At 42.1% G+C, this 23,754-nt stretch carries 29 protein-coding genes and 1 other annotated feature; of the genes, 25 read left to right on the top strand and 4 right to left on the bottom strand.

All coding sequences use genetic code 11. From position 1 onward, the window contains the following. The first annotated feature begins 3 nt into the window (after positions 1-3). The 16 genes from Q7J41_RS04170 to Q7J41_RS04095 all read left to right on the top strand — a co-directional run bounded on the left by Q7J41_RS04170 (position 4) and on the right by Q7J41_RS04095 (position 10,338). Positions 4-813, top strand: a complete 810-nt coding sequence (locus Q7J41_RS04170; protein WP_304885521.1) for a hypothetical protein — start codon at positions 4-6, stop codon at positions 811-813. Next, positions 814-1,455, top strand: coding sequence for a hypothetical protein (locus Q7J41_RS04165; protein ID WP_304885520.1), 642 nt, complete (start codon positions 814-816; stop codon positions 1,453-1,455). It abuts the gene before it with no gap. A gap of 10 nt (positions 1,456-1,465) precedes the next feature. Beyond that, the gene (locus Q7J41_RS04160) at positions 1,466-1,684 is read left to right on the top strand and encodes a hypothetical protein (RefSeq protein WP_304885519.1); all 219 of its coding nucleotides are present in this window, start codon (positions 1,466-1,468) and stop codon (positions 1,682-1,684) included. Positions 1,685-1,700: 16 nt separating this feature from the next. Next, positions 1,701-1,850: a hypothetical protein gene (locus Q7J41_RS04155; protein ID WP_304885518.1), complete on the top strand. Its 150-nt coding sequence runs from the start codon at positions 1,701-1,703 to the stop codon at positions 1,848-1,850. A 120-nt stretch (positions 1,851-1,970) separates the two neighbouring features. Next, positions 1,971-2,459 (top strand): hypothetical protein, encoded by a 489-nt coding sequence (locus tag Q7J41_RS04150; RefSeq protein ID WP_304885516.1) that lies wholly within the window; start codon positions 1,971-1,973, stop codon positions 2,457-2,459. 76 nt (positions 2,460-2,535) lie between these two features. Then, positions 2,536-2,910: a hypothetical protein gene (locus tag Q7J41_RS04145; RefSeq protein WP_304885515.1), complete on the top strand. Its 375-nt coding sequence runs from the start codon at positions 2,536-2,538 to the stop codon at positions 2,908-2,910. Between the two features lie 14 nt (positions 2,911-2,924). Then, on the top strand, positions 2,925-3,305 hold the full coding sequence (locus Q7J41_RS04140; protein ID WP_304885513.1) for a phage holin: 381 nt from the start codon (positions 2,925-2,927) through the stop codon (positions 3,303-3,305). 1 nt (position 3,306) lies between these two features. Next, on the top strand, positions 3,307-4,719 hold the full coding sequence (locus Q7J41_RS04135; RefSeq protein ID WP_304885511.1) for a GH25 family lysozyme: 1,413 nt from the start codon (positions 3,307-3,309) through the stop codon (positions 4,717-4,719). 103 nt (positions 4,720-4,822) lie between these two features. Continuing rightward, positions 4,823-5,251, top strand: coding sequence for a hypothetical protein (locus tag Q7J41_RS04130; RefSeq protein ID WP_304885510.1), 429 nt, complete (start codon positions 4,823-4,825; stop codon positions 5,249-5,251). Continuing rightward, complete coding sequence (locus tag Q7J41_RS04125) at positions 5,203-5,547, top strand: hypothetical protein (RefSeq protein ID WP_304885509.1); 345 nt, start codon at positions 5,203-5,205, stop codon at positions 5,545-5,547. Before Q7J41_RS04130 ends, Q7J41_RS04125 begins: the two co-directional genes overlap by 49 nt. Positions 5,548-5,858: 311 nt before the next feature. After that, complete coding sequence (locus Q7J41_RS04120) at positions 5,859-6,599, top strand: alpha/beta fold hydrolase (RefSeq protein ID WP_304885506.1); 741 nt, start codon at positions 5,859-5,861, stop codon at positions 6,597-6,599. Position 6,600: 1 nt separating this feature from the next. After that, positions 6,601-7,143, top strand: a complete 543-nt coding sequence (gene msrA, locus Q7J41_RS04115) for a peptide-methionine (S)-S-oxide reductase MsrA (protein ID WP_370650978.1) — start codon at positions 6,601-6,603, stop codon at positions 7,141-7,143. A gap of 84 nt (positions 7,144-7,227) precedes the next feature. Beyond that, positions 7,228-7,596, top strand: a complete 369-nt coding sequence (locus Q7J41_RS04110; protein ID WP_304885504.1) for a YccF domain-containing protein — start codon at positions 7,228-7,230, stop codon at positions 7,594-7,596. A 146-nt stretch (positions 7,597-7,742) separates the two neighbouring features. Next, positions 7,743-8,762: a methionine ABC transporter ATP-binding protein gene (locus Q7J41_RS04105; RefSeq protein WP_304885503.1), complete on the top strand. Its 1,020-nt coding sequence runs from the start codon at positions 7,743-7,745 to the stop codon at positions 8,760-8,762. Further along, positions 8,752-9,411: a methionine ABC transporter permease gene (locus Q7J41_RS04100; protein WP_304885502.1), complete on the top strand. Its 660-nt coding sequence runs from the start codon at positions 8,752-8,754 to the stop codon at positions 9,409-9,411. Before Q7J41_RS04105 ends, Q7J41_RS04100 begins: the two co-directional genes overlap by 11 nt. A 114-nt stretch (positions 9,412-9,525) precedes the next feature. Beyond that, positions 9,526-10,338: a MetQ/NlpA family ABC transporter substrate-binding protein gene (locus tag Q7J41_RS04095; RefSeq protein WP_304885499.1), complete on the top strand. Its 813-nt coding sequence runs from the start codon at positions 9,526-9,528 to the stop codon at positions 10,336-10,338. 206 nt (positions 10,339-10,544) lie between these two features. Here Q7J41_RS04095 and Q7J41_RS04090 read toward each other — a convergent pair whose 3' ends face one another. After that, the gene (locus Q7J41_RS04090; RefSeq protein WP_304885497.1) at positions 10,545-10,886 is read right to left on the bottom strand and encodes a hypothetical protein; all 342 of its coding nucleotides are present in this window, start codon (positions 10,884-10,886) and stop codon (positions 10,545-10,547) included. A 119-nt stretch (positions 10,887-11,005) separates the two neighbouring features. Continuing rightward, entirely contained in the window at positions 11,006-11,314 is a 309-nt protein-coding gene (locus Q7J41_RS04085; RefSeq protein ID WP_304885495.1) for a hypothetical protein, read from the bottom strand. Positions 11,315-11,610: 296 nt separating this feature from the next. Here Q7J41_RS04085 and Q7J41_RS04080 point away from each other — a divergent pair, with 296 nt between their 5' ends. From Q7J41_RS04080 to cobT, 3 genes are all read left to right on the top strand, one after another. Then, a complete protein-coding gene (locus Q7J41_RS04080) occupies positions 11,611-12,282 on the top strand; it encodes a response regulator transcription factor (protein WP_304885493.1) in 672 nt (223 codons plus the stop codon). Then, positions 12,279-13,955, top strand: coding sequence for a HAMP domain-containing sensor histidine kinase (locus Q7J41_RS04075; protein ID WP_304885491.1), 1,677 nt, complete (start codon positions 12,279-12,281; stop codon positions 13,953-13,955). Before Q7J41_RS04080 ends, Q7J41_RS04075 begins: the two co-directional genes overlap by 4 nt. A gap of 79 nt (positions 13,956-14,034) precedes the next feature. Further along, complete coding sequence (gene cobT, locus Q7J41_RS04070; RefSeq protein ID WP_304885489.1) at positions 14,035-15,087, top strand: nicotinate-nucleotide--dimethylbenzimidazole phosphoribosyltransferase; 1,053 nt, start codon at positions 14,035-14,037, stop codon at positions 15,085-15,087. A gap of 136 nt (positions 15,088-15,223) precedes the next feature. On the opposite strand, the gene Q7J41_RS04065 is transcribed toward cobT, so the two are convergent. Both Q7J41_RS04065 and Q7J41_RS04060 read right to left on the bottom strand, forming a co-directional pair. Next, a complete protein-coding gene (locus Q7J41_RS04065; RefSeq protein WP_304885487.1) occupies positions 15,224-15,943 on the bottom strand; it encodes a hypothetical protein in 720 nt (239 codons plus the stop codon). Further along, positions 15,940-16,776, bottom strand: coding sequence for an ATP-binding cassette domain-containing protein (locus Q7J41_RS04060; RefSeq protein WP_304885485.1), 837 nt, complete (start codon positions 16,774-16,776; stop codon positions 15,940-15,942). Before Q7J41_RS04060 ends, Q7J41_RS04065 begins: the two co-directional genes overlap by 4 nt. Before the next feature lie 217 nt (positions 16,777-16,993). Further along, positions 16,994-17,268: a binding site (T-box leader), on the top strand. A gap of 53 nt (positions 17,269-17,321) precedes the next feature. On the opposite strand from Q7J41_RS04060, the gene Q7J41_RS04055 reads away from it, so the two are divergent. From Q7J41_RS04055 to Q7J41_RS04030, 6 genes are all read left to right on the top strand, one after another. Further along, the gene (locus tag Q7J41_RS04055; protein ID WP_304885484.1) at positions 17,322-18,620 is read left to right on the top strand and encodes a phenylacetate--CoA ligase family protein; all 1,299 of its coding nucleotides are present in this window, start codon (positions 17,322-17,324) and stop codon (positions 18,618-18,620) included. Positions 18,621-18,631: 11 nt separating this feature from the next. Continuing rightward, positions 18,632-19,069: an ACT domain-containing protein gene (locus Q7J41_RS04050; RefSeq protein ID WP_304885482.1), complete on the top strand. Its 438-nt coding sequence runs from the start codon at positions 18,632-18,634 to the stop codon at positions 19,067-19,069. 127 nt (positions 19,070-19,196) lie between these two features. Further along, positions 19,197-19,844, top strand: a complete 648-nt coding sequence (locus Q7J41_RS04045; protein ID WP_304885481.1) for a TetR/AcrR family transcriptional regulator — start codon at positions 19,197-19,199, stop codon at positions 19,842-19,844. Positions 19,845-20,016: 172 nt separating this feature from the next. Then, entirely contained in the window at positions 20,017-20,709 is a 693-nt protein-coding gene (locus tag Q7J41_RS04040; protein WP_304885479.1) for a response regulator transcription factor, read from the top strand. Continuing rightward, entirely contained in the window at positions 20,678-22,786 is a 2,109-nt protein-coding gene (locus Q7J41_RS04035) for a sensor histidine kinase KdpD (RefSeq protein ID WP_304885478.1), read from the top strand. The genes Q7J41_RS04040 and Q7J41_RS04035 overlap by 32 nt, the downstream gene beginning before the upstream one ends. A gap of 207 nt (positions 22,787-22,993) precedes the next feature. Then, the gene (locus tag Q7J41_RS04030) at positions 22,994-23,746 is read left to right on the top strand and encodes a DeoR/GlpR family DNA-binding transcription regulator (protein WP_304885476.1); all 753 of its coding nucleotides are present in this window, start codon (positions 22,994-22,996) and stop codon (positions 23,744-23,746) included. Positions 23,747-23,754: the final 8 nt, after the last annotated feature.

Below are 23,754 nucleotides of genomic sequence, written 5' to 3'. Positions count from 1 at the left end.
CAAATGGCAGAACAGAGTGGGATTTTCCCATCAGTAAACGGGGACAGGAGATATTTCACAGCATTTTTTGCGGAATATTTTGCTGACTTCATCAGTAACGGGATTTACCCGAACCCATCAACTCAGTGCCAGGTATTGGCCAATAATGATATGACAGTGACGCTGAAGCCTGGGAATGCTTATATCAATGGATATAGGTACAAAAATGATAGCGATAAAAGTCTAAGCATTGAAACGGCGGATGGTGTTTTAAAACGGATTGACCGGATTGTTTTGCGGCATACTACTTTGAATAGAGAAATAAAAGCGTATGTGAAAAAGGGGACATTTGCCAGTACGCCGGTTGCTCCAAGTCTGCAGCGTGATGCAGATATGTGGGAGCTGGGTGTTGCAGATATTTATGTTTCAAATGGGGCTGTGAGTATTTCTCAGGCCAGTATTACAGATCTACGCCTTAACAACACCTATTGTGGAATTGTGCATGGTGTTGTGGATCAGGTGGATACAACAACCCTGTTTAACCAGTATCAAGCGTGGTTTTCAGAAAAGCAAACCCAGTTCAATTCCAATTTGGTTGACTATGTGGCGGGAAAGCAGATTGAGATTGACCAAATCGAAGCGAATTTACAGGCAGAGTTTAATAGTTTCATGGATTCTCTGGAGGGGGCTCTTTCCGGGGATGTAGCTACAAATATGTTTGTGATGATAAATAATCTTGAAGAAAATCAATGGAAATTAACAGATGATGCAACAACCACACGATATGAATTTGGAATAAGCAACGGCGCATTTTATTATAGGGAGGTGGTTTAAATGGCGGGTGAGATTTTTATTGCAAAAGAGGCTACATCTCAAGATATTAAGACGATTGTCGATGCAAATGGAAATGCGCTATCTAGCTTATCAACCAATTTGGCGATCGCAAATGCAAATATTAATACTGTAAAGAGCGATGTTGCAACGGTAAAAACAGACGTAGCAAAATTAAAACAACCAGTTGGAAAGAATTACCGTTTTTTCTCGATAAATTTCGACATTGCGGTTTCAAGTTTAACCCAACACGTAAGTATTTCGGGTGGGGGTTATTTAGTATCCGCAGTTATGTTTGCAACTTCAACGTCAAGCCCAGGAGGAAGGTTGAAAGTAGTAATTGACGGCACAACACTGTTCGATATAGATTGCATGAGTGGGCGTTTAACCGCCGCTGGGCAAGGGGTGGGGGTAGTTAATAAATCTGCTTTTATCAATACTAGACCTTTCGGTATACCTATATCAGACGTTAACGGCACATCTGTCAACAATGCTTCTGGGTTATCGCTCCCACTATCGGCTACCCAACCAACATATGGTTGCTTATTCCTGTTACCGGAACATATCAGGTTTAATAGCTCACTTGTCGTATATGGTCAAAAAAATACACAAACATCAGAAAATGTTGAGTACATTTTAGATTAGGAGAAAACAAATGAAAATTACAAACCAACAAGAGATATTAGAAAACGGTTATACTTACATCGAACGAACCTACGATACCGGAACTGTAGAAAAGATTATGAAAGTTGAGCCGATGATTGGGCCAATTGATCCAATCAATCCCGAACCAACCATAGCGGAAATGATTAACGCAACATATCTGGAAACCCAGTACCAGACGGTTTTAATGGAAATGCAATCAGGAATATAGAAAGGATGAAATGAAAATGACTTACAAAGTAGCAAAGATGATGATTACAAACGGCAATTATGATAAAGAAGACATGCTGAAAAAACTGGATGTATTTTTACTTGGAAATCGAATCACTCAAGATCAGTACACCGAACTTGTCGGATTGATGAACGTTGCAGCTTAGGCTGTTTTTCAGATGAATGATACCCAAAATGAGACAGATGGATTTAGACTTTTGACAGTATTTTAAATATATAGTATGCTAGGACAAACAAATATTAGAATACTGAACGGAGGATAATTTATGGATGGTACCGTGGCTGTGAGTTTGTTAGTTGGTTTATTGTCTTTTATATTGGGGATTTCAAACAAAATGAATGTGGAGAGAATTGCAAAGGAAGGGAACTTTATTTTAAATGTAACAGTAGAAAGAAATAAATGGCTTGAAAGGATACGGCAAGACATTTCTACTTTTTGTGGACATACAAAGTTTTTTTATTATTCTTGTCTGGAAGTTGATTCTGAAAATGGAATGGAAGTCCTGAAGGAAATTGATAAACTTAACTTTTTGATAAGACTGAGATTGAATCCAAATGGAGAAGTGGATAAAAAAATTATAGAGTTATTAGAAAAGGTACTCAAATATGATAAGATTGATGGTATAAATATTCTTGATGAGCACTTAAAAAATCTTGTCAGCTTGTCACAAGAATTATTGAAGGAGGAATGGGAAAAGGTTAAGAAAGAAGCTGTTATAGGTACTGAGTATAAATCAATAAAGTACTATTCATAAAGAAAGTTAGACACCGTCAAGGTGTCTTTTTATTTACTCCAAAACGACATTGAAAAAGAATCACAGGAGGGTGGAATTGGGAGCGGAAGCGGCGTTTGATCTGGCGGTAAAGGTAGTGGGAGGGGTTCTCGTATTATTAACATTTAAAGCAAAGATATGGCCACCGGTCATTGAGTGCTTAAGAAAAAAAATTATTAAGCCGCATGATGATCTGAATAAGCGGTGTGATGAGTACGAAAAAACTCAAAAAATTCTGATCGCCGGGCAATTGGCTATACTCCATGATCGAGTATATCAGGCCTGTAAATATTATATCGAACAGGAAAGCATCGATGTGGAGGATCTGAAGAACCTGGAACACCTTTATAATGCGTATACGGCCATGGGCGGTAATGGTACATGTAAACAGCTCTATGAGCGTGTGTGCGCTCTGAAATTCAAAACAGATTAAGGAGAAACAAGAAAATGAAAGAAAAAATAACAAAAATTGCGGACGCTCTGAGTGGAGTGTCCGTTTCAACGTGGGTGGTACTGGCAACGATTCTTTTAACCGTCACGAATGCGATTCTGACAGCGATCGGTCATAATCCGATTGAGGTATCAAATGATCAATTATTTCAGTTTGTGTCCTGGGCGCTGATGTTTGCGAGTATCGGTTATGGGATCTGGAAGAACATGTCAATCACAAAATCGGCTCAAACGTCCGATGAGGTGCTAAAACTATTAAAACAGGGATTGGTCACAGTCGCTGAAGTTCAACAATATGTACAACAGGTCAAAGAAAAACAGAACACATCAGCAGATCAGAGCATTAAGACAATCGCCAATACAAAAGAAGGTCAATAAAATGAAAGCAATTGATGTCAGTTACTGGCAGCGTGAAGCAGATTGGAGCCAGGTCAGTGGAATTGACCTGGTCATCACACGTACTGGCTATGGGCTGGAAAATGACAGTTATTATGATTATCATACCAAGGGGGCGTTATCACTGGGGCTTCCAGTAGGAGCCTATCATTATGCTTTGGCCAATACGGTTGAAGGAGCCAGGGAAGAGGCCCGGTTTGTTCTTGAGAGAATTAAAGCCTATCCAGTCACCTGGCCAGTTTATTATGATCTGGAAGAAGCGGAGCTGATGAATGACAGCCTGACAGATCGGGCCGTGGCATTTTGTGAAGTGATTGAAGCGGCAGGATATAAAGCCGGGATCTATGGAAGTCTGAGCTGGCTCAGAGCCATGGATTACAGCCGGATCAGTAAATACTCAATCTGGTGTGCTCAATACGATTATGATTACTGCAGTTATGAGCACCCCATTGATCTATGGCAGTATTCCTGTACGGGATCGGTGCCCGGAATACCAGGTAATGTGGATTTGAATGAGTGCTACAAAGATTACCGATCAGGAACCGCAACACCATTGCCAGTGGATCCCGCCGCAGCCATTGCCCAGGCGGACAGCACATTCCCGGAAACGTTGAGCACAGCAGAACTGCAGAGGATGTTGAATCTTCTTAATTTCGGGAATCTGACAGTGGATGACAATTTTGGATTAATGACAGCAGCAGCGGTGAGAACCGCCCAGGCGGGATATGGAATAGATGTTGATGGAATCCCGGGACCGGTAACTTACAGCAAGATTTGCGGACAAGTGGCAGCGGTTCAGACCAAGTTAAATGAATTGGGTTATCCAGTGGCCATTGATGGGAGGCTGGGAAGATCTGGAATAGAAACAACTGATGCTGTTGGAATGTTTCAGAAAAATCATGGATTGACAGCGGATCAGATCGTCGGAGCACAGACTTTTGCAGCCATGTTTAATACTCAGCCAGCAGCACCGGTAGAAACACCAACAGTCATCCCGGAACCAGTCTTGCCAGAGGGCTTTGATCGGCATCAGCAGGTGACAGCACATTTCAATATGTTTGAGTTTTCCTGTGAATGCATCTGGGAAGGTGGTCCAGGTTATTGCGACGGGTTCCCTGTCCAACCACATCCAATGTTGATCTTGAAGCTGGAAGAGGTCAGGCAGGAAGCTGGGATACCGATGTCGATCAGCTCAGGGATTCGGTGTCCGCAACTCAATGCAGATGTTGGCGGTGTTCCGGACTCTTATCACATGTTGGGAAGGGCTGCAGACGTGCCGGTTTATGCGGCCAATGGAATTACTGTTTCCGAACTGGCAGCGATCGGGAGGAAGCATGGATTAAAAACAATTGAGTATCAGGAACAAAGTTTTGTTCATTTTCAATGGAATGATTAGTATTGCCGCCCTTCGGGGCGGTGTTTTTTATTTTTTGTATTTTTAGACTATTTGAAATACACATGATATAATGAAGAAAATTATTGAGTGGGGGGACAAATGATTGTTTGAAAAACTGTCAAAACCAAAATTTATTGGAATAGTAATTGTTATAAGTAGTGTTTTAGGACCGATTATTATTAATTTTTTATATTCTATTGGAAATGAAACACCTATTTTTATTACGATGTGGAATGCAGCAGAGACACTGGAATATTTTGGAACACTTTTAGGAGCAACCGCAACAATTGCTGCAGTAGTTATCACAATAAATTATGCAAATAAAAGTAACGAAGTAAACAGAATTCATTCTGAAAAAGTAAATCATAGAAATATTGGAATACCAATATGTATTGAGTTAATTGATAATTGTAACCCGGTGATAGTTTTTGAAATAATAGAAGAACTTCAAAGAAAAGATGATAAAAATAATAATGAGGAAAATTGTTTAAAGACAACAGAAAAAAATTTGATAAGATTTCTAAAAATGTAAAGTATTCGCAGATGAACTTTCAAACAGTTTATCCTGAATTAAGCGATATTGATTGTGAGTATACAACAGGGTACATTGAAGAATATATTAATACCATTGAAGAAATTAGGTTTTTAATTTCAGAGGGAAAAGTAGATGTTTCTAGTCATGAGTTATCGTTAAAAATACTAAAATATTATGTTGACAACTATGAAAAGGGTGAATGCAAAAATAGTAAATACGAAGAGTTTGCATTTAGAATTAGAAAGATAATTTTCGACTATGAATTTGTTGATAAAAAATTAGCACATATTTAGCACACGAGAAAAAATACATATATAAAGGAAGAGAAAACGTGATAGCGCTAAAACCGCATTAAATAAAGGTTTGTAACGAAACAGTGATATATAATAAATAAAAAAGAACCGTTTTAATCTGACTTTTAATCAGGGTGTCGGGCGTTCAAGTCGCCCATGGGTCACCATTTGAAATCATAACCGCAGAAATTGCGGTTTTTTTGTTTTTTGAAAAAGGTTAAAATGACTTAACTGTTGTTTTATAATGGGTTGGGGTATAATATAGAGCAAATTGATAACAAAGCGTCATTTTGGCAAAAAAAGGAGTAGTGATGAAAGAAGGTCAAAGCTTAAAAGGGATCATTAAGATAATTGGAATCGTATTGACGGTACTCATTATTGGAATGCTAACCTATTTGGGTGACTATTACCATGCTGATCAAACCGCCCATGAGGCGCTGATCTCAGATGATCAGGTCAATGTCAGGGAAGAGGGAAATCTGACTATTTTCACACCGACGGCAGGCCAGGATGAAGAGGGTTTTATCTTTTACCCCGGCGGCAAGGTTGAAGATATCGCCTATGCCCCGCTGATGCATTCGCTGGCGGAACAAGGTTATCCGGCGATTATTGTGGGGATGCCCTTTAATCTGGCAGTGTTTAATACCAACGGTGCAGATAAGGTAATGGAAACCTTGCCGGAAATTGACCAGTGGATCATGGTTGGTCACTCGTTGGGCGGCGCCATGGCGGCGGATTATTTGGCCGGACATGAAGATCAGGTGGAGGGGCTGGTTTTATTGGGGGCTTATCCCAATAAATCTCTGGCTCAGAGCAGCCATCCAGTCCTGAGTCTATATGGCAGTGAAGATCAGATTATTGACCAGCAGGGATTTGAAGGCGGTCAGAATAAAATGCCAGTCAATGCCAGTTATCACGAAATATCAGGTGCTAATCATAGCGGTTTTGGAAATTACGGAGCACAGGCCGGCGATGGAACAGCAGCCATTTCGTCGGCAGAACAGCAAGCCGTGACGGTAGCAAAAATTATTGAAATCTGGAAAGGAAACTGAGATGATAAACAATAATAAAAACGAAAACGCTAGAGAAATAATTCTGGCTGGGGGCTGTTTCTGGGGAACCGAAATGTACTTTCAGGCCATCAGAGGGGTTCTGAAAACTGAGGTTGGTTATGCCAATGGAAAAACCCAGAATCCCACCTACGAGGACGTCTGTCATCGAAATACGGGGCATGCCGAGGTGGTCAAGGTGACTTATGACAATCAGGTGATCAGCCTGCCATTTCTGTTGAGTATGTATTTTGAAGTCATCGATCCCGTGGCGGTAAATCGTCAGGGGAATGATGTGGGTGCCCAATACCGCACTGGTATTTATTATTTGGATCCCGCCGATGAGGAAGTGATCTTAAAGTCAGTTCAGGCATTAAGACTGGAATATGGGGTGCCTCTGGCCATCGAAGTATTGCCGCTGGAAAACTACAGCTCAGCAGAAGCATATCACCAGGACTATCTGATCAAGAATCCTGGCGGGTATTGCCATATCGGCAACCGTGAATTTAAAAAGGCAGCGGTAGCTCGGGATCCGTCTGTAAAATAAGAAGTGGGTAATGGCAAGTTGCTTGCAAAACTCGGGGTATTTTCGCAAGCAGGAAATAAAGAGACATTGAAAAGAGGAAAAAGCATGAGCATCATTGGTAACATTATCTGGATTATTCTTGGTGGCCTGATTATGGCGATCGCCTGGTTGATCGCTGGCATTCTCTGTTGTATTACCATTATTGGTATACCGCTGGGGTTGCAGGCTTTTAAAATGGCGCAGTTGGTCTTGTGGCCATTTGGGAAAACGGTTGATTATTCAAAGATGGGAACCGGTTCGGTGATCTTGAATATTTTGTGGATCCTGATTTTCGGTTGGGGTCTGGCAGCGGGATCGGCGATTCTGGGGATTTTATATTGCATTACCGTGATTGGAATCCCTTTTGGACTACAGTGGTTTAAATTTGCCAAGCTGGCACTGTTTCCCTTTGGCGCACAAATTACCGATATTTAGGTAAGGGATTGAGCTATTAAGCTTGACAAGAAAATGAAATCGATACTATAATAAACGGTGGGTGTATATTAAACCCACTGTTTTTAATATGATTTTGTTTATTTAAATTTGTTGATTGTAGGAGGGTAAGGAACATCGAAACGAAAATGACGTCCCAAAAACCCATCATTGAAATAAAAGATCTGGGGAAAACCTTTCGTCCCAAAAGCGGCGAAGTAAAAGCTTTAGATGGTATTAATCTAAGCATCAACCAGGGCGATATTTACGGCATTATTGGTATGAGCGGAGCCGGTAAAAGCACCCTCGTTCGCTGTATTAATTTGCTTGAAAAGCCCACCAGCGGCAGTGTCTTCATTGATGGACAGGATATATCAAAAATAACTGAAAAAGAGTTGCGAACGGTGCGTTACTCGGTGGGTATGATTTTTCAGCAATTTAATTTACTGATGCAGCGAACCGCCGAAAAGAACATTCTTTTTCCCCTTGAAATTGCTGGGGTGGATAAAGAAACCGCCAAAAAAAGAACCGCCGAATTGTTGGAATTGGTGGGCTTACCAGATAAGGCCAAGGCCTATCCTGCGCAGTTGTCGGGAGGTCAAAAACAACGGATTGCGATTGCCAGAGCGTTGGCCAATAATCCTAAGATTCTTTTGTGTGACGAGGCCACATCGGCGCTGGATCCGTCCACGACCAATTCGATTCTCAAGCTGTTAAAAGAAATCAATCATAAATTGGGCATTACGATTGTAATCATCACCCATGAAATGAGTGTGGTGGAACAGATCTGCAGCCATGTGGCAATCATCGATAAAAGCCGCATTGCCGAAGACGGTGAGGTTGAGGACATCTTCCGAAACCCGAAAACCGAGATTGCCAAAAAAATGATCTTTTCCGAAGGCGATCAGGGTTCGGTGGTGATGGGAAAAAACACCTATCGGATTGTCTTTGATGAAAAATCATCTAGTGATTCGGTGATCGCAAAAATGGTCCTGGAAACAAAATGCCTGGTGAATATTCTCCATGCCGATATGAAAAATATCGACGGGTTCGCTTTTGGGCAAATGGTCATTCAATTGCCTGAGGATGAACTCAGTGCGGCCAGGGCTGTTAATTATCTCCGCTCACATCAAATAACAGTTGAGGAGGTGGGAACCCATGTGGGATAGTTCAATGACCGCATTGATGGTTCAAGGAACCATTGAAACCCTCTATATGACACTGGCGTCGACACTTTTGGCCTATGTGATTGGGTTGCCCATGGGGATCTTGCTGGTCACCAGTGATTCTGAGGGGATTGTGCCGATGAAGGTGCTCAATCAGGTGCTCAACATCGTGGTAAATATTACCCGGTCGATCCCGTTCCTGATTCTGTTGATTGCGGTGATCCCTTTGACTCGACTGATCACGGGAACGACCATTGGATCCACGGCAACAGTTGTACCGCTGGTAATTGCAGCAGCGCCATTTATTGCCCGGCTGGTGGAATCTTCTATCAAAGAGGTGGATTACGGAATTATTGAAGCCTCGCTGTCAATGGGATCCAGCCCGATGCAGGTGGTGACCAAGGTGATGATTCCAGAAGCAAAGCCTTCGCTGATTATTGGTGCGGCCATCGCTACAACCACCATCTTAGGCTATTCGGCCATGGCGGGGATTGTTGGCGGTGGCGGCCTGGGGGATATTGCCATCCGTTTTGGCTACTATCGCTATGAAACCGGGATGATGGTAATTACTGTGGTACTGCTGGTTTTAATTGTTCAGCTGTTCCAGGAGGTGGGGATGAAAATCGCCCAAAAACAGGATCGCCGAAAATAAAGCAGCGCAATTTTACAATCAGCAGACGATTGGGGTTGACAGCGGACAGTGTCCATGTTATATTACATATCATTCAACTAGGAATTATATGAAAGAAAAGAAAAGGAGAAGATCATGAAAAAATTAGGTTCAGTATTATTGATCAGTGTTCTCGGTTTGGCTCTATTCACAGGCTGTGCAGCTAAAGGCACAGATGACAAAACCATCGTTGTCGGGGCAAGTCCAACGCCTCATGGAGAGATTTTAGCAGTCGCAGGAGAAGTATTAAAAGAAGAGGGCTACACCCTTGAAGTTAAAGAATTCACCGATTATGTTCAACCGAATTTAACCCTGGAAAACAAAGAGTTAGATGCCAACTTTTTCCAGCATCTGCCCTATCTGGAAGACTTTAATGTAAAAAACAACACCAAACTGGTTAGTGCTGGTGCCGTTCACTATGAACCATTGGGCTTATACCCAGGGAAAATTAAAACCTTGGCGGCGATTGTTGATGGATCAACGATTGCCATCCCAAATGATACAACCAACGAAGCCAGAGCGTTGTTATTACTTGAAACAATTGGCTTAATCAAGGTTGATCCCAAGGCTGGTTTGGAAGCAACGCCAAAAGATATCATTGAAAATCCCAAAAATCTCGTCTTTAAAGAACTGGAAGCGGCTCAACTGGCGCGATCACTTCCTGATGTTGATTTGGCCGTCATTAATGGAAATTATGCCATTGAAGCGGGACTGAATGCCGGAACAGATGCGATTGCCAAAGAAGAAAAAGATTCATTGGCAGCTCAGACCTATGCAAATATTGTCGCAGTCCGAGCCGGAGATGAAACAAGCGCAAAAACCGTGGCATTGATGAAAGCGCTGCAAAGCGAAAAAGTCATCAGCTTTATTGAAGACAACTACCAGGGTGCAGTTGTACCAATTTCTTAAGCGATAATATCCAGGAAACATCGCAAATTATATTAAATGGCAGGATTGTTGCAGGAACCCGTTGATAGGTTGAAAAATAAATAAATAAATAAATTGATTGATTGATTGATTGATTGATTGATTGATTGATGATGAAGCGTTAAATAAAAAAAGCCCCAATGAAAGGATATTTTCATTGGGACTTTTTTAGTGAAAGGATAAAATAGTTATCGTGTTCTTCCGCCATGTCGCATTCCGGATCCATCTTGAGGACGGGTGCCGCCGCCGACATCACAAACGCCATCGCCGTTTTCATCGATAAAGGTACCTGTACCAGCTCCGTAGCCAGCGCCACCAGTACCAACAGGATTACCGGTAAGGTCACAGATGCCATCGCCATCAGCGTCGCCCGTTCCCTGGCAATTCTCATAGAGTCTTTCTCCGCCATTACCTTGACCTAGGCCAGATCCATCACCAACGCCTCGACCATTACCGTTTGCGGCAAAGGTTGTACCTGCAGTTGCTAACATTAATGCTAACGATGTGACTAAAATTAATTTTGCTTTCATTGTAAATTCCTCCGTTTTTTTATTTGTGTGCTTCTTTTACTATCTTCATTATACAATTTGTTTATGTCATTTATGTGTCAGAATGATCATCTTAAAAATTATTCAAATATCAAGTTTAATCAAAGACTGCGACCACCACGTTGCATACCAGACCCGTCTTGAGGATGGGTACCACCACCGACATCACAAACACCATCGCCGTCTTCATCGATAAATGCACCAGTACCAGCCGGATTTCCGGTGAGATCACAGAGACCATCACCATTAGCATCGCCCGTTCCCTGATAATTCTCATAAAGTCGTTCGCCACCATTGCCTTGACCAAGGCCAGTTCCAGCGCCTTGCCCATAACCTGAAGCGGCAAAGGTGGTACCTGCGGTTGCTAACATTAATGCTAACGATGTGACTAAGATTAATTTTGCTTTCATTGTAAATTCCTCCGTTTTTTTATTTTTGTTTCTTTCGATGTTTGTATTATAGGATGCCTGTATGTCATTTGGGTGTCAGCATTGAAGAAATTTAACGGCATCAATGAAAGGATGACGTAAATAAAAGATGGATGCTGGCATAAAAAAACAATTGTTTAAAGGTAAAGCAAAAACCAGGATGCTATGTTAAGATATCTTTATAAGCTGGCCTTTATAAAACCAATAAAACATAAGTTTTGACACAAAATTGCCATCAAAAAATGTTAAGCTGACAAAACGTCGTGGAGGTATATATAATGAAAGGTATTCGTATATTAGTAGCTGAGGATGAAGATAAACTGCGGGAAATCGTTTTGAAATATTTGAAAAAAGAAGGCTATGATGGTTTTGGCGCAGCTGACGGAGAAGAAGCATTGGATCTTTGGGCAGAAAAACAACCGGATTGTATTATTCTGGACGTAACCATGCCCAAAATGGATGGGTTTGAAGTACTGGAAGAGATACGGGAAACGGACAATGTGCCAGTCATCATGCTCACCGCCCGAAGAGAAGAAGAAGATAAAATTCAAGGATTTGAAGTAGGCGCAGATGATTATGTAACCAAACCTTTCAGTCCCCGAGAATTAATGGTTCGAATCAAAGCGTTGCTTAAAAGAAGTGGGGTTGCTACAACTGAGAATAAGCTTGATGTTTGTGGGATGGTGGTAAATTCTGACGAACGACAAATAACAATTAATAACGAAATTATCAACCTCACACAAAAAGAATATGAGGTTTTAAGCTATTTTATCAATCATCATAAACTGGTATTGACCAGAGAACAGATTCTTGATCGGATTTGGGGATATGACTATGATGGTGATATACGTGTAGTTGATACGACCATCAAACGGTTGCGAAAAAAAATGGGCGAAAAAGGAGAATGTATTCAAACCGTTCGCGGAATGGGATACAAATTTAAAGAATGAGAAGTTCGATTTTTTCAAGATTGATGCTTTATCTCGGCATTTTTTTTCTGATTCTCTGTAGTTTAACCTATTATGTACTGAGTTCATATTTTGAAGTTTATTATACTCAAAGTAGAACGCAAGCCTTAATCGAAAAAACAGAAGAAGTAAAGGCGATTTACAATCAAGACGGATTGACCCCAGAACTGCAAGCATTGATTGATCTTGCCGGAGAAAGCGGAACCGTGATACAAATCATCCAAAAACAAACGGTTACAGAGGAAATATCGTTTGAAAAAGTTGTAGTTGATAAGGCAATGCTGACTCAAGGATTTAATCTGGCGGAACAAGATCAAGGTGGATCTTTAAGTAAAATGGTAATTGAATCAGAACGACTGGCTGCTGGAGGCGAACATAATGGGAGCGGTAGCGAATCAGGATCAGGATCAGGATCAGGATCAGGTTCCGGAGATGGTGCCGGTAGTGGATCAGGAAGCGGTAGCGGAACAGGGAATGGAACGGGCAGTGGTGCCGGGAATGGGACCGGCAGTGGTGCAGGAAACGGTACGGGATCAGGACAGGGACAACAGAATAGTATTGAAAGTCAGGTCGCTGATCATCACGAAGGTGAGAGTTTCGTGATTGTTTTAGGAAATAATGAACATCAAGTTGAATGGTTAACACATAAAGTTATTGCCAGTGATGGGTCTCAAATTATTGGACGGATTCCTTTGTATTCGGTTCACGATGTCATCGAAATTGTGCAAAATTTTTTACTGAGTTTTTTAATTATCGTCTTTGTATTTTCTTTAGTATTTGCGTATTTTTTTGCACGCGGTATCTCAAGACCGATTGTTCGCTTAAATCGTATTTCCAAAGAAATGGGAAATCTTAACTTTACTCAAAAATATCAGGGAAACCGACAAGATGAAATTGGTCAGCTAGGAGAAACCTTGAATCATATATCCGATGAATTGGAAGGGGCTATTTTAAAACTTCAGGAAGAACTCAATAAAGAACGTGCATTTGAAAAAATGAGACAGCGCTTTACCGCCCAGGTATCCCATGAAATCCAAACGCCGTTGGCGGTTATAAAAAGTTATGCGGAAGCATTAGAGGACGGCATTCTTGAAAATCGGGATGAAGAACAGGACTATTATGTAACCATCCAAAAAGAAGCGGACAAGATCAGTGGAATTGCCAGCGATCTATTGGATTTAGCACAAATTGAATCAGGGGCCTATCAACTTAAAAAAGAGACGGTTTCAGGTGTCGAGGTGATTGCTTCGGTGGTTGATCGCTTTACGCATACCTATCCTGAAAAAAACATTGTTTTTGAAAATAGTTGTGACGCAGAACATAAAATCAATATGGATCGTAAGCGGATGGAACAGGTTTTTTATAATCTCTTAAACAATGCCATCAAACATGTCACTCCAACTGACGGAATTATTCAGGTTGGCTGTGAAATCGAGGAAAAAGAGTGGATCGTTTCTGTTTATAATGTGGGTAAGTCAATTCCCCAAAATGAGATCAATCAGATCTGGGAATACTTTTACAAGGCTCAATCGGACAAAAAAGGCGCTGGATTGGGTCTGGCAATCGTCAAAGGCATCATAGTCTGCCATGGCGGCAAGGTGGCTGTGGATAACCGGGAAAACGGGGTGTGGTTTGAAGTACGATTGCCGCTGTAAAAAACTTTAAAATTTGAATTTTCAAAGTCCCCAGATATGTTATAATGAGAAAAAACAGTCGAACTGACAGGAGTATAGAATGAGTTTATTAAATGAAACATTAGCAAAAATCCAACCGCTTAATGAAGAAATGATGAAAACCGCCAAGGAACGGGTAGATTTTCTGCTTAAACCAGTGGGCAGTCTGGGGACGCTGGAAGAGATCGCTGTGCAGTTAGCCGGCATTACCGGGGAAATGTATCCGGACGTCAGCAAAAAAGCGATGCTGGTTTTTGCCGCCGACCATGGCGTGTTTGAAGAAGGCGTTGCCGCAGCCCCTCAGGAAGTAACCGAGCTGATGGCGCAGATGATCGTTGCCGGAAAAAGCGGAGTTGCCGCTTTAAGTAAACAGGCTGGCGCTGATATTTTTGTTTGCGATGTTGGCATGAAAGCGGAGCTGGAACCGAAATCAAAAATTCTCGACAAAAAAATCAGAAAATCAACTTCGAATATGCGAAAAGGTTCGGCGATGACCCGGGCAGAAGCCGTACAATCTCTGGAAGCGGGCATCGATGTGGCTCAACGCGCCATCAATAATGGCTATAATATTCTCGGAACCGGTGAAGTGGGGATCTCGAATACCACGGCCAGCGCCGCCATTATCGCCGCTCTCAGTGGGATTGATCCGGGCGAACTGACTGGTGCCGGAGCCAATCTGTCGGAAGATAAGCAGGTTGTTAAAGCCCAGGTGATCCGCGATGCCATTGCCCTTAATCAACCCGATAAAGCGGATGCCGTTGATGTCCTAGCAAAGGTCGGTGGATTCGAAATTGGCGCCATGGCCGGAGCGATGCTGGCTGGAGCCTCCAATCATATTCCGGTTTTAATAGACGGTTTTATTTCCACCGCGGCGGCCGCTATTGCGATCGCAATTAAACCGGAAGCTAAAGGTTACCTGATCTGTTCTCACGCTTCAGCTGAAAAGGGCGCTGCCTTTGCTTCGGAATTTATCGGTGCCAAACCATTCCTGGATATGGGCATGCGTTTGGGCGAAGGCAGCGGTGCCGCCATTGCTTTTAATATTGTCGAAGCAGCCTTGTACATGAATCGCGAAATGGCAACCTATGGTGATGTTGGTCTGGGTGTTGTTTAAAAATCGAATCTAAAATCAAATCAATAATTGAACCAATGATTAAACCAATAATACTAAAGCCCATCAAAAGTGAATTTTTTGATGGGCTTTTTTCAGGAGCGGCTTGGCCAAGAACTCGTTTCGACACAGCAAGCGCTTAGAATTTGGCACGTTTTAAAAGTTTGATTTGACCGATCATTAAAACTAAACCATAAACGAGAGCCAGCGTAACGGGTAATGCCATGGCTGGGATAACAAAAAATTCCAGGCTTGTAAAGGAGGCGAGGATATCAAAAACTGGCGGAAAAACCCAGGCGATCAAGCGGGTTGGCGGGAAATAGTCGGCCAAGGCACCCTTTGATATGCCCATGACAGAAGCAAAGAACAACAGCAGCACGGCCATTTTTCGGTTTCGGATAATCCGGGGATGAAAAAAAGAACCGGTCATGGCTCCTAAAAATGCCATTAAACAATGAAGAAAAAGCCCGATCGCCACATCTTCGAACTGTAAACTGCGGGTAAATAAGAGATTGTTGTTGACACTATTTAAAACCAGCGGATACAGGATGCCCAGGATACTCATAACAACGCCAATAATCAGCAGCACGGTCAGTCGGCTCAGGTAATAAAGAGTGTCATTATTGACCCGCAGCAAAACCAGCTGTTCGGTAACCGGGTTTTCAAGTTCGGCATAGCTGAATCCGACAAAGGCCATGATAAAGAAAAGAACACCAGCTGATTCGGAAAAGCTGGAAACAATCGAAAAAGGCATGATCCCGTAAGCGGCAAATAGATAGATCAGGTAGATTAAAAAGGGCAGCAGTAATTTATAAGATTTGAGATAGGTTTTAAAGTGATAGACTAACAGATTTTTCATTGATCGATTCCTTCCATGGCCCGCAGTTTAAACTGCTGTTTTAACAGCTTCTTTAAAACTAAATCACTCTGATCTCTTGGGACAATCAGTTTTAAGCGGTTATGATCCCATTCGGCTTTTTCAATTAAATGGTGTAGCTGTAAATCAAGCGTTGCTTCGGCCGGCGCTTCAAAAATCATCACATCATATTCGACTTCCGTTAGGGCTGATAAATCTAGGGATATTAACTGATGATCTGATATTTCGTAAGCGGAGTGAGCCAGTTGATTGACAAGAAAACGCTCGTGACAGGACATGATCGTCGCCACACCTTGCTGATGCAGTTCCTGAACCATCCGGATAAACAATTTTTGGGATTGGATGTCCTGACCGGATAACGGTTCGTCCAGCAGTAAGACATCTGGGGTAGTAAGTAAAGCCTGGATAACCGACACCTTCTGGATCGTGCCTTTGGAAAGATGCTTGATCGGAACATCGCGCATGTCTTGCATCTGAAAGGCCTGAAGAAGCTCCGCCAGGCTGGTGCTGACGTGTTCGTGGGTCAAACCGTCAATCAAACCCATGGATTTAATAAATTCTTCAGGGGTCAGATCAATTTTCGGGAAATTCTCCGGGATGTAAGCTATTTTAAGCTGCGGCGCATAGTCGATGGAGCCGGAAGAAATTTTTGCCAGACCAGCGATTATTTTCAGCAAGGTGCTTTTGCCACTGCCATTGGGACCCAGTAAAGCAATGGCGCTTTTGGGGGTGATTTTTAGGTCGATATCTTTTAGGATTAATTTTTTTCCGAAAGATTTGGAGATGGTGTTAAGCGAAATAAGAACATGGCTCATTGGTAGCTCCTTATTGATCGTTAGGCTAAGATTAAAATAACGAAATAATGATAACAAATCATGTTAATCCTACCATATGTTTTTTTAAACAGCAATGGGGATAAGTTTAAAGAAGGTGCTGTTCGCAAAAATCAGGGGTTGGAGTTTTCGCTCGAGCAGACCGATTTAAAAAAATCTTGACATTATTTTGCGGTTAGTAATATAATAATTGAAATAATTAAAAGCTGTGAATGAGGAAAGTAATTTTCGTTGGAGTCTTCAGAGAGTTGGTAAGGCTGGAAGCCAATGACAATGACGTGAGTGAAGTTCCCTCAGGAGCTGATTGGCTGAACAAGCGTGAATAAATTAATTTATTTACAAATTTACTAGGCAAATCCGGTGTCGCTCACCGTTAGAAAAAGTAAGAACAAGATGGTAACGAATCGTGTTCTATAAAGGTGGATTAGTTAATAATCAAATTAGGTGGTACCGCGAGTCAGACTCGTCCTTTTCAATAAGGACGGGTCTTTTTATTTAAAATCAATTAGAAAATTTTGGAGGAAAAAATGTACTGGAATAAGAGCTACGAATGCATGCCAAGAGAAAAATTGCAGGAACTGCAATTGGAACGATTAAAGCGAATGGTCAATCGAATTTATCACGATGTGCCCTTCTACCGCAATAAATTTCAGGAAAAAGGTCTGATGCCAGAGGATGTTAAATCACTGGAAGACCTTCAGAAGCTGCCCTTTACCACCAAGGTTGATTTGCGGGATAATTATCCCTATGGTCTTTTCACGGTGCCGCTCGAGCAGATCGTTAGAATCCATGCATCATCGGGTACCACCGGCAAACCGACGGTGGTGGGATATACCCGGAATGATATCTCAATGTGGTCGGAACTGATGGCCCGCTGTCTGGTCGCAGCTGGCGCTGGACCTCACTCAGTGATCCAAAATGCTTATGGTTATGGCTTGTTTACCGGTGGCTTGGGGGTGCATTATGGCGCTGAAAGACTGGGGGCATCGATCATTCCCATTTCTGGGGGAAATACGGCCAAGCAGATTATGATTATGCAAGATTTTGGCTCAACGGTATTGACATGCACCCCATCCTATGCTATTTATTTATCAGAGGTATTGGCGGAGGCTGGCATTGATCCGGAAAGCCTTAAGATCCGGGTTGGTATTTTTGGCGCCGAACCCTGGTCAGAAAACATCCGCAAAGATATTGAGAAAAAACTGAAAATTAAAGCCTATGACATTTATGGCTTATCGGAAATCATGGGACCAGGAGTCGCCATCGAATGCGAATGTCAGGATGGTCTTCATGTTTGGGAAGATCATTTCATTCCGGAAATTATTGATCCGGTAACCTTAAAGGTGCTGCCATATGGTGAACAGGGCGAATTGGTGATCACCACCATCACCAAGGAGGGAATTCCGATTTTGCGTTACCGGACCCGGGATATTACCACGATCAAACCGGAACCCTGTGCCTGCGGCCGAACCCATTTAAGAATCAGTCGACTCCAGGGGCGAACCGATGACATGCTGATTATCCGTGGTGTTAACGTCTTCCCGACCCAGATTGAAAGCGTGCTGCTGGAAATTGGCGAAGTGGAACCCCATTATCAATTGGTGGTTAGAAGAGACGGCTCGCTGGATACCCTGGAAATAAAGGTTGAACTCAGCGAAGCCTTATTCTCGGATCGGATCAGCAATCTGGAGAACCTGGAAAAACGGATCAGAGATCGGATCCAATCAACCATTGGCGTCAATGCCAAGGTAGCCCTTGTGGAACCCAAAAGCCTGCCCCGAAGTGAAGGAAAAAGCCAACGGGTTGTCGATTTAAGAAAAATTTAGGAGAAGAAAAAATGATACGACAAGTTTCCATTTTCATCGAAAACCATGAAGGCCGACTGAATCATATCTTGAAAATTCTGGCCGACAATAAGATCAATATTCGCTCCCTGAATATTGCTGATGCCACCGATTTTGGAATCGTACGGTTGATTTTGCAGGAAACCGAAAAAGGGATTGAGTTTCTTAAAAAAAATGATATCATCACCACGGTGACGCCGGTTTTAGCGGCGGAGATTTCCGACGACCCCGGCGGATTGAGCACTTTGGTGGATGCCCTGACCCAGGCAAAAATAAACATTGTCTATGCCTATTCCTTCCTGCCTAAAAAAACGGATAATGCCATCATTATTATTCGGGTTGATGATGAAGTTCAGCAAAAAGCTATTGAAACCCTGGAAAAGGTAGCAGAGATTAATCTATTGGATCGAGAAACCCTGTTGCTGAAATAATTTAACATCTTAGGGTAAATTAGGAATATTCGTAAGATTTCTATTGACATTCGGCAAAACTTTTCGTAAGATCAAAGGTATGAATTAAATGTAACTAATAAAATGATTTATACAGGAAAGGCAAGCCATGGCAACGTCAAGAAAAGGAACCCAAACAAAGAGTAATATAATAACAACCGCAAAGGTTTTATTTTATGAGAATGGTTATAACAAAACCGGTATTCAGGACATTGCGGATCGCGCCGATGTTAAGCTGGGAACTATTACTTATTATTATAAAAAGAAAGACGATATGATCACTGATATCTACAATGTGTTCTTTTTAGCATTGTATGATTATGTCTCGTCGGTTTCTGAGAATCTCAATCTTTATACCAAGTATTGTTATTCCCTGGTGCTGTATTATGAAGCGATATTAAATGATGAGCATAACAAAACACTATATTATGAGGTGCTGGTTAAAAATGTAAATCCTCACGGACGAACCAACATTACCAATACGCTGAACCGCTCCTGCCTCGATTTTCTCAATAAAAACTACATTGAGGCAGATCTGGAAGTCATCGCCCGTTCAGAATATGGGGCTCGAAAAGAACTTTTTGTCGATTTTTATGAAAAAAACATCAAGTTTACTAGTCGGGCAATGATCTATTTCTTTATCCGAAATTTGTTCAGACTGATGAATCTGGATGGCGAAATGATCGAAAATACCATTCAGCAGGGCTTTGAATTCTCAAATAAAAACAAGCCGGAAGGAATTAAGTTTTTAATCTAGAATATTTTTAAGGGCAGCAATCCCATGGATGCTGCCTTTTTTGCGGTTTTGATTGCGGGACTGGCGGACGGGTTTTGGTTGTAAGAATTTCTTAAGGAAATTCAGTGTTGTTTTGACAGAAGTTTATGTTAAAGTTAAACCAAGATGAAATGGAAAGGCGGAAGCTTAGATAATGAGTATTTTAATATGCGATGATGAAAAAGAAATCGTTGAAGCTTTGGAGCTTTATTTAAAAAATGAAGGCTATGCGATTTTAAAAGCTTATACAGGAAAAGAAGCGATTGCACTGGTGGAAAAAGAAGAGGTTCAATTGATTATTATGGATATAATGATGCCGGAGATGGATGGGCTCCGGGCAACCATGAAAATAAGAGAGACAAAAAATATCCCGATCATCTTTTTATCGGCGAAAACCGAAGATAATGACAAGATCATGGGTTTGACCATGGGCGGCGATGATTATATTACCAAACCCTTTAATCCCATGGAGGTCATCGCCCGGGTAAAGTCGCAACTACGACGCTACAACACCCTCGGCGGCTGTCCTGAAAAAGTGGGAACCTATTGCAGTGGCGGACTGGTGCTGGAAGATGACTATAAACGACTGACCGTGGATGGCGAAGAGGTGAAATTGACGCCGGTAGAATACAAGATTATGCTTTTTTTGATGTCAGAAAAAGGGAAGGTATTTTCTATTGATCAGATTTACGAGCATGCCTGGGAAGAACCGGCCTATAATTCGGACAACACCGTCGCCGTGCACATTCGGCGGATTCGGGAAAAAATTGAAATTAATCCCAAAGAACCAAAATATTTAAAGGTGGTGTGGGGCATTGGCTACAAAATTGAAAACTATCTGGACTGATCAGAAATTTAAAATCGCTTGTTCACTTTTGGCGGTGGTTTTTATCACTGTTAGCGTTGGGGCTTTATTTGAATCCTACTGGTTCAATTGGGATTATTTGGCAAATACGAACAATTATCTGGAGAGTGCCGAGCTGGAGAATAAGGTGCTGACTGCCTACGATCGTATCGAACGGGTTTATAATTTCTACCAAAGCGAAGAAAATATTCGCGCCGGCAAGGCCATTGATCCCGATGCGATGGACGACTATAAATGGGATATATTAGCGGGATTGGGCATTACCGATCCGGACGATATGGGTGTCTCAACTGAAAAGGAAATGCTCAATGACGCAAACTTCTGGCAACAATATGAAAATGAGCTTGAAGCGCAAAAAAAACTGCTGATTAATGAGGGGCTCTATCAGTATGAACGACAAAAAAAAGAGTTGGAACAGACCCAGGGGTTATCCTATGTTATTGAAAGCAAGGGCGTTAAAAACAGTCAGCCTAAAGATGCCAACCCGGATGATCTGCTTAATCGACGGGTGAACTTCACCTACAACAAAGGGGCGATTTCATCGAGCTTGCCCAGTATTGACAAATTCGAACCATTGAGCTACTCTGTTGATCCGGATTTTCAGGTCGTCATCGGATTTGATGATGCCTATATTGCCCAACGGGAAGTGATGTATCAGGCCGAACGGTTGGAATTTATCTGGTTGATGAGTATTTTTGTGGTGTTTTTTATTCTGGCGGCCATTTGTGCGCTGCTTGCTTGTATTTCGGCTGGACAAAAAAAAGATGTGATCGGGATTAGCCTTTCGCCGATGGATGCATTCTGGATTGATGCGCACTGTTTATTATTGCTGGGGGTCGAGACCATTGTCATTGCAGCGATTGTATTCTTCTATGATCAGAATTTTCCCAGGGCGGTCATGCTGATGCTCTTTGCTGTGGGCGCTGCTTTTGGGTTGAACTTTTTACTGTCACTGGTGCGAATTTTAAAAGATGGCAGTTTCGGGGAACGGTTGTTGTTTCTAAAACTGATTAGACGGACATGGAAATTTATTAAAGACCAGTTCAAGAAAGTTTCCATTTATTACAATGATGTCATGAAGGGATCTGCGACCGTGAAGCGATTTATGTTTTGGGCAATTCTGCTGGTTGTTCTGGCACTATCCGTACAGGTGCCGATTCTCGGAATCTGCTCGTTTATCTGCATTATTTATCTGCTCTATTTGGGTGGAAAAAAGGCTAAAAAATATGATGGGATTCGGGACGGCTTGGAACGAATAAAAAATGGTGAGGTTGATTACAAACTGACGGGTTTTGATGGTGCTTTGGGAGAATTGGCTGAGGGCATTAATGCCATTGGCGATGGCATTTCACTGGCAGTATCCGAAGAAGTAAAAAGCCAGCGGTTAAAAACCGAACTGCTGACCAATGTATCCCACGATATCAGAACCCCGCTGACCTCGATTATCACCTCTATTGATTTGTTGAAAAACGGAAACTTGAATCCTGAGGAAAAGCAGAAATATTTAGATATCCTGGAAAATAAGGCGCACCGCCTGAAAGTGCTGACCGATGATCTATTTGAAGCAGCCAAAGCTTCATCAGGGAACATTGAAGTGGAGTTTCAGGCTGTCGATATGGAAATGCTGATGACCCAGGGTCTGGGTGAGATGGAAGAAGATCTGAAAAATTCCCAGCTGGAGTTTATCACCCAATACCCCAATGATCTGTTTGTCGTCACCGCCGACGGTCGTCTGATCTGGCGGGTCATCGAAAACCTGCTTTTCAATATTTTGAAATATGCACAAAAGGAATCCCGGGTCTATATTGAATTTTCAAAATGTGACGAAGATAAAACGGGAATGGTGGTATTTAAAAATGTCTCGTCCCAACCCCTGAATATTTCACCAGAAGAATTGATGGAGCGGTTTAAACGCGGTGATGAAACCAGAAACAGTGAAGGTAGTGGCTTGGGTCTGGCTATTGCCAAGGATTTAATGACGATCCAGCAGGGTGAGCTGAAACTGGAAATTGATGGCGATCTTTTTAAAGCTGCCATCATCCTTCCTCTGGCTGAATAAATAAGGTGTGAAAAATGTTTTATAAGATAGAACCCAAGGGGTTCTATCTTTTTTGTGTTATTAAGGAAAAGCGGGTATAAAACAAGATAAGGAAAGCAAAAAACCGAGCCTGATTTGCGCAAAAATGACTACAAATGACTAAATTTGAAAAATAATGATTGACAATGACTGGGAATGGTGATAATATTCAGAAAAAGAGGTGAGTAAATGATTATTGAAGAACGATTGGCAAAAATCCTTCAAATGGTTGAAGAAAAGAGAGTGGTGACAGTGTCGGAACTGTCAGAAACCCTTGAGATTTCAGAATCTACCATTCGCCGAGATCTGACAACCCTTGACAACAATAAAAAACTACGAAAGGTTCATGGCGGAGCCGCTACGATTAAGGGCAGTTATGCAGCCACTGATTTTGACGTTCATCTTAGAGAAGATCATCACCGCAACGAAAAACAGGCCATTGGGAAATTTAGTGCTGGACTGATCGAAAAAAATGATTTTGTCTATATCGATGCCGGAACGACAACCGAAGCAATGGTTGATTTCATCAGTGAAACCGGCGCTGTTTATGTGACCAATGGCATGGTTATTGCAACAAAGCTTGTTAAAAAAGGATGTCGGACAATTATTATCGGCGGCGAAATCAAACCCATCACCGATGCAGTAGTAGGAAGTGAGGCCTTGAATTGTCTGCGCAAGTATCATTTTTCAAAAGGCTTTTTTGGCACGAATGGTATTGATGTCAAGGCGGGCTTCAGTACCCCAGATCCCACTGAAGCGCAGGTTAAGCGCGAGGCTTTCAGCCGTAGCAAGACGGCCTATGTTCTGGCTGATCCTTCTAAATTTAATTTGACTGCTCCGGTCAGTTTTGGAGCCTTGGATCAAGGTGAGAACATTACCACAAAACTGGAAAATGGCCATTATAAAAAGTATACCAAAATTTGGGAGGTGGATGAAACATGATTTTTACG

Origin of the sequence: Acetobacterium sp. (assembly GCF_030652775.1) — a bacterium.
Taxonomy (GTDB): Bacteria; Bacillota; Clostridia; order Eubacteriales; family Eubacteriaceae; genus Acetobacterium.
Note: the sequence above shows the minus strand (reverse complement) of the source record. Positions and strands in the feature narration are given on the sequence as shown.

Coding starts and splice junctions, on each gene's coding strand:
- Q7J41_RS04170 (WP_304885521.1), top strand. CDS start 4: ATGGCAGAACAGAGTGGGATTTTCCCATCAGTAAACGGGGACAGGAGA.
- Q7J41_RS04165 (WP_304885520.1), top strand. CDS start 814: ATGGCGGGTGAGATTTTTATTGCAAAAGAGGCTACATCTCAAGATATT.
- Q7J41_RS04160 (WP_304885519.1), top strand. CDS start 1,466: ATGAAAATTACAAACCAACAAGAGATATTAGAAAACGGTTATACTTAC.
- Q7J41_RS04155 (WP_304885518.1), top strand. CDS start 1,701: ATGACTTACAAAGTAGCAAAGATGATGATTACAAACGGCAATTATGAT.
- Q7J41_RS04150 (WP_304885516.1), top strand. CDS start 1,971: ATGGATGGTACCGTGGCTGTGAGTTTGTTAGTTGGTTTATTGTCTTTT.
- Q7J41_RS04140 (WP_304885513.1), top strand. CDS start 2,925: ATGAAAGAAAAAATAACAAAAATTGCGGACGCTCTGAGTGGAGTGTCC.
- Q7J41_RS04135 (WP_304885511.1), top strand. CDS start 3,307: ATGAAAGCAATTGATGTCAGTTACTGGCAGCGTGAAGCAGATTGGAGC.
- Q7J41_RS04120 (WP_304885506.1), top strand. CDS start 5,859: ATGAAAGAAGGTCAAAGCTTAAAAGGGATCATTAAGATAATTGGAATC.
- msrA (WP_370650978.1), top strand. CDS start 6,601: ATGATAAACAATAATAAAAACGAAAACGCTAGAGAAATAATTCTGGCT.
- Q7J41_RS04110 (WP_304885504.1), top strand. CDS start 7,228: ATGAGCATCATTGGTAACATTATCTGGATTATTCTTGGTGGCCTGATT.
- Q7J41_RS04105 (WP_304885503.1), top strand. CDS start 7,743: ATGACGTCCCAAAAACCCATCATTGAAATAAAAGATCTGGGGAAAACC.
- Q7J41_RS04100 (WP_304885502.1), top strand. CDS start 8,752: ATGTGGGATAGTTCAATGACCGCATTGATGGTTCAAGGAACCATTGAA.
- Q7J41_RS04095 (WP_304885499.1), top strand. CDS start 9,526: ATGAAAAAATTAGGTTCAGTATTATTGATCAGTGTTCTCGGTTTGGCT.
- Q7J41_RS04090 (WP_304885497.1), bottom strand. CDS start 10,886: ATGAAAGCAAAATTAATTTTAGTCACATCGTTAGCATTAATGTTAGCA.
- Q7J41_RS04085 (WP_304885495.1), bottom strand. CDS start 11,314: ATGAAAGCAAAATTAATCTTAGTCACATCGTTAGCATTAATGTTAGCA.
- Q7J41_RS04080 (WP_304885493.1), top strand. CDS start 11,611: ATGAAAGGTATTCGTATATTAGTAGCTGAGGATGAAGATAAACTGCGG.
- Q7J41_RS04075 (WP_304885491.1), top strand. CDS start 12,279: ATGAGAAGTTCGATTTTTTCAAGATTGATGCTTTATCTCGGCATTTTT.
- cobT (WP_304885489.1), top strand. CDS start 14,035: ATGAGTTTATTAAATGAAACATTAGCAAAAATCCAACCGCTTAATGAA.
- Q7J41_RS04065 (WP_304885487.1), bottom strand. CDS start 15,943: ATGAAAAATCTGTTAGTCTATCACTTTAAAACCTATCTCAAATCTTAT.
- Q7J41_RS04060 (WP_304885485.1), bottom strand. CDS start 16,776: ATGAGCCATGTTCTTATTTCGCTTAACACCATCTCCAAATCTTTCGGA.
- Q7J41_RS04055 (WP_304885484.1), top strand. CDS start 17,322: ATGTACTGGAATAAGAGCTACGAATGCATGCCAAGAGAAAAATTGCAG.
- Q7J41_RS04050 (WP_304885482.1), top strand. CDS start 18,632: ATGATACGACAAGTTTCCATTTTCATCGAAAACCATGAAGGCCGACTG.
- Q7J41_RS04045 (WP_304885481.1), top strand. CDS start 19,197: ATGGCAACGTCAAGAAAAGGAACCCAAACAAAGAGTAATATAATAACA.
- Q7J41_RS04040 (WP_304885479.1), top strand. CDS start 20,017: ATGAGTATTTTAATATGCGATGATGAAAAAGAAATCGTTGAAGCTTTG.
- Q7J41_RS04030 (WP_304885476.1), top strand. CDS start 22,994: ATGATTATTGAAGAACGATTGGCAAAAATCCTTCAAATGGTTGAAGAA.